General features: G+C 40.2%; 3 protein-coding genes. All 3 read right to left on the bottom strand.

Annotated elements, in window-relative coordinates; all coding sequences use genetic code 11:
- Positions 1–429 (bottom strand): hypothetical protein (locus ACILQF_RS12965; RefSeq protein WP_395627819.1); only part of this gene is annotated, 429 nt, incomplete at its 3' end.
- Between the two features lie 92 nt (positions 430–521).
- Positions 522–1,388 carry an SDR family oxidoreductase gene (locus tag ACILQF_RS12970; protein ID WP_395627820.1) on the bottom strand — a complete coding sequence of 289 codons (867 nt, stop codon included), beginning with the start codon at positions 1,386–1,388 and terminating at the stop codon, positions 522–524.
- A 103-nt stretch (positions 1,389–1,491) separates the two neighbouring features.
- Positions 1,492–3,425 (bottom strand): aconitate hydratase (locus ACILQF_RS12975; RefSeq protein WP_395627821.1); only part of this gene is annotated, 1,934 nt, incomplete at its 5' end.

Below are 3,425 nucleotides of genomic sequence, written 5' to 3' on the forward strand. Positions count from 1 at the left end.
TAGGCCTCCTTTATAATAGGTAGATATTGCTGTTCCCGCAGCAAGGGATCCTACTTGAGCAGAGAATGATGTAGAGTTTCCAAGTGTATCTATTGTATAGAGCGCAATAAGCGGATTTTGAAGGGTGCCACCGGTTGTTCCCCCACCGGTGCTGTTACCTGTTACTGTAACATTGAGATCATAGGCACTGGCTGTAAACTTGAACCAGACATCCCTGCCTGTTTCAGTTGCAGGCCATTGAGGTGCGGTCCCGAAAATACCCTCATCTACAGCATTTATATTCGAATAAGCTGCTTCAGCGGAGCATTTAGATGGATCAGTTAAAGGAATTGCTTTATCTGAACTGTCGTTCGTGGGTTGAGCATAGACAATAGGAGTTGAAGCGGACAGGATTAATAAGAGCAAAATGTATTTCAATTGTATGATCATACCTAGTACTAAAATACATAAAAGGCCTCTAAATCTTATTATGAGATTCCTTTTTAATTTATTATCCTGTGGATACTTTTAAATTTCCGAAGTTATTTGTCCAGAACCCCTTTTCTTACCTGTGTTTTTAAGATCTCCCCATCCGGATCGAGGCTTGTTTTAACTTTCGTAAAGGCTGCCACACCTTCCGATGTCATGTATCGCACCTTTGGCTGCGGATCATTCATGCATTTAATGATAACCGCCGAAATATCCGATGGCTTCTGAAATGCTTTTTCCTTAAACTCATCTGTAAAAGTTGCCCGGTATCCCATATAGGTTTCCATTAATGGTTGGTAGTCATCTTCCAGAATTCCACCTGACGATTCGAAATAGTCAGTAAGACTATTTCCGAACTCAGTAATGGTACCTCCCGGCTCTATCAAAGATACATTGATTCCGAAATAAGGTTCTAGGTAAGTTGCAAGACTTTCTGTTAAGCCTTCGAGTGCAAATTTGGCGGCACAATAAATCTCATTTACAGGAGAACCAACAATTCCGCCTACCGAAGAGATATTGATAATATGCCCGCTTCTTTGCTTTCGCATTTGTGGCATTACTGCTTTGCTGCAGCGTATTGGTCCATAGAAATTCACATCCATTACTTGCTGAATTTCTTCCATGCTAGCCTGCTCCATTGGTTTGATAAATCCTGCTCCTGCATTATTGATCAGCACATCAATCCTTTGTTCAGATGCAATGATTTCTGCGATACATGCTTCAATACTTTTTTCATCCTGAACATCCAATTGTCTGACATTAAGCTTTACATTCCTCTTTTCAACTTCATTGTCAAGCATTGATCTTTTTTGAAGGTTACGCATGGTTGCATAAACTTTATGGCCCTGCTCAGCCAGCTGAACTGCAGTTTCAAGTCCGATGCCCGTTGAACTGCCAGTAATGAGAATAACTTTTGACATACGAATATTTTTTTAGGATGATGATTTTTACTGTATAAAAAAAGCTTAAAGCTATAAGTTAAGAACTTCTGGCTTTAAGCTTTCAAACTGTTGTATTTTTATCTTATTGATTCATTCTGATGATATTCAATGCGCCACCAGCTTTGAACCACTCAATTTGTTGTTCATTATAAGTATGGTTAACATTAAATGTGTCAATTGTTCCGTCAATATGATTGAGAACAATGCTCAATGGTCTTGCTGGTGCAAAATCATTTAAGCCTGTAATATCAATCACATCATCCTCACGAATCTTATCGTAATCGTTTGCATCGGCAAATGTTAAGGCAAGCATTCCTTGTTTTTTAAGGTTGGTTTCGTGTATACGAGCGAATGATTTCACAAGAATTGCACGAACTCCAAGGTGTCTTGGCTCCATTGCAGCGTGTTCGCGTGATGATCCTTCACCGTAGTTTTCATCTCCAACAACAATACTTCCAATACCAGCTGCTTTATAAGCACGTGCTGTTGCAGGAACTGCACCATATTCTCCATTTAGCTGATTCTTTACAGTATCTGCTTTATCGTTGAAGAAGTTAGTAGCACCAATTAACATATTATTAGAAATATTATCTAGGTGACCTCTAAATTTTAACCAAGGTCCAGCCATAGAAATATGGTCAGTAGTACATTTCCCTTTTGCTTTGATTAAAAGCTTTAATCCCTTCACATCAGTTCCTTCCCATGCTTTGAACGGATCAAGTAATTGTAGGCGTGACGATTTCTCATCTACTAGCACACTTACGTTACTCCCATCTTCAGCTGGTGCTTGATATCCTGCATCTTCAACTGCAAAACCCTTAATTGGCATTTCTAATCCCTGTGGTTCTTCAAGTTTTACTTGTTCACCTGCAGAATTTGTAAGTGAGTCTGTTAATGGATTAAACGCCAAATCTCCCGCAATGGTCATGGCTGTAACAATCTCTGGTGAAGCTACGAATGCATGTGTGTTTGGATTTCCGTCGTTACGTGATTTGAAGTTTCTGTTAAAAGAGGTGATGATCGAGTTTTTCCGCGTTGGGTCATCGCTATGGCGAGCCCACTGTCCGATACATGGTCCGCAGGCATTAGCCAGAACCACACCACCCATATTTTCAAAGGTATTTAAGAAGCCATCGCGTTCAACAGTATATCGAACTAATTCCGAGCCTGGCGTAATGGTAAATTCAGCTTTAGAAATCAGTTTTTTATCAACTGCTTGTTGTGCAATAGAGGCAGCTCTTGAGATATCCTCGTAGGAAGAGTTTGTGCATGAACCAATTAATCCAACTTCTAGTGTTTGTGGCCATCCATTTTCTTTAACAGCGGCAGCAAATTGTGAAATTGGCCAGGCCATATCTGGAGTAAATGGCCCGTTGATATGTGGTTCCAGTGTAGAAAGGTCGATTTCAATTACTTGATCGAAATAATTATGTGGATTTGCATACACTTCATCATCACCTGTAAGATGATCTTTAATTTCATCAGCAAGGCGAGCAATTTCTGCACGTTCAGTACCTTTTAAGTAAGTAGCGATTTTATCATCATAACCAAAAACTGAAGTGGTAGCTCCAATTTCGGCACCCATATTACAAATGGTGCCTTTTCCAGTTGCAGAAAGTGATTTTGCACCTTCGCCGAAATATTCAACGATAGCACCTGTACCACCTTTTACAGTCAGGATGCCTGCAACTTTAAGGATTACATCTTTTGCGGATGCCCAGCCAGATAATTTTCCTGTTAGTTTTACTCCGATAAGTTTAGGGAATTTAAGCTCCCAAGCTAGTCCTGCCATCACATCACAAGCATCTGCACCACCAACACCGATGGCAATCATACCTAAGCCACCTGCATTAGGAGTATGAGAATCGGTACCAATCATCATTCCACCTGGGAATGCATAATTTTCTAATACTACTTGGTGAATAATACCTGCTCCTGGCTTCCAGAAACCGATTCCGTATTTGTTTGAAACGGAGGCAAGGAAATCATAAACTTCTTTATTTTGGGTGTTGGCTG

This window comes from Daejeonella sp., assembly GCF_044232565.1.
Taxonomy (GTDB): domain Bacteria; phylum Bacteroidota; class Bacteroidia; order Sphingobacteriales; family Sphingobacteriaceae; genus Daejeonella.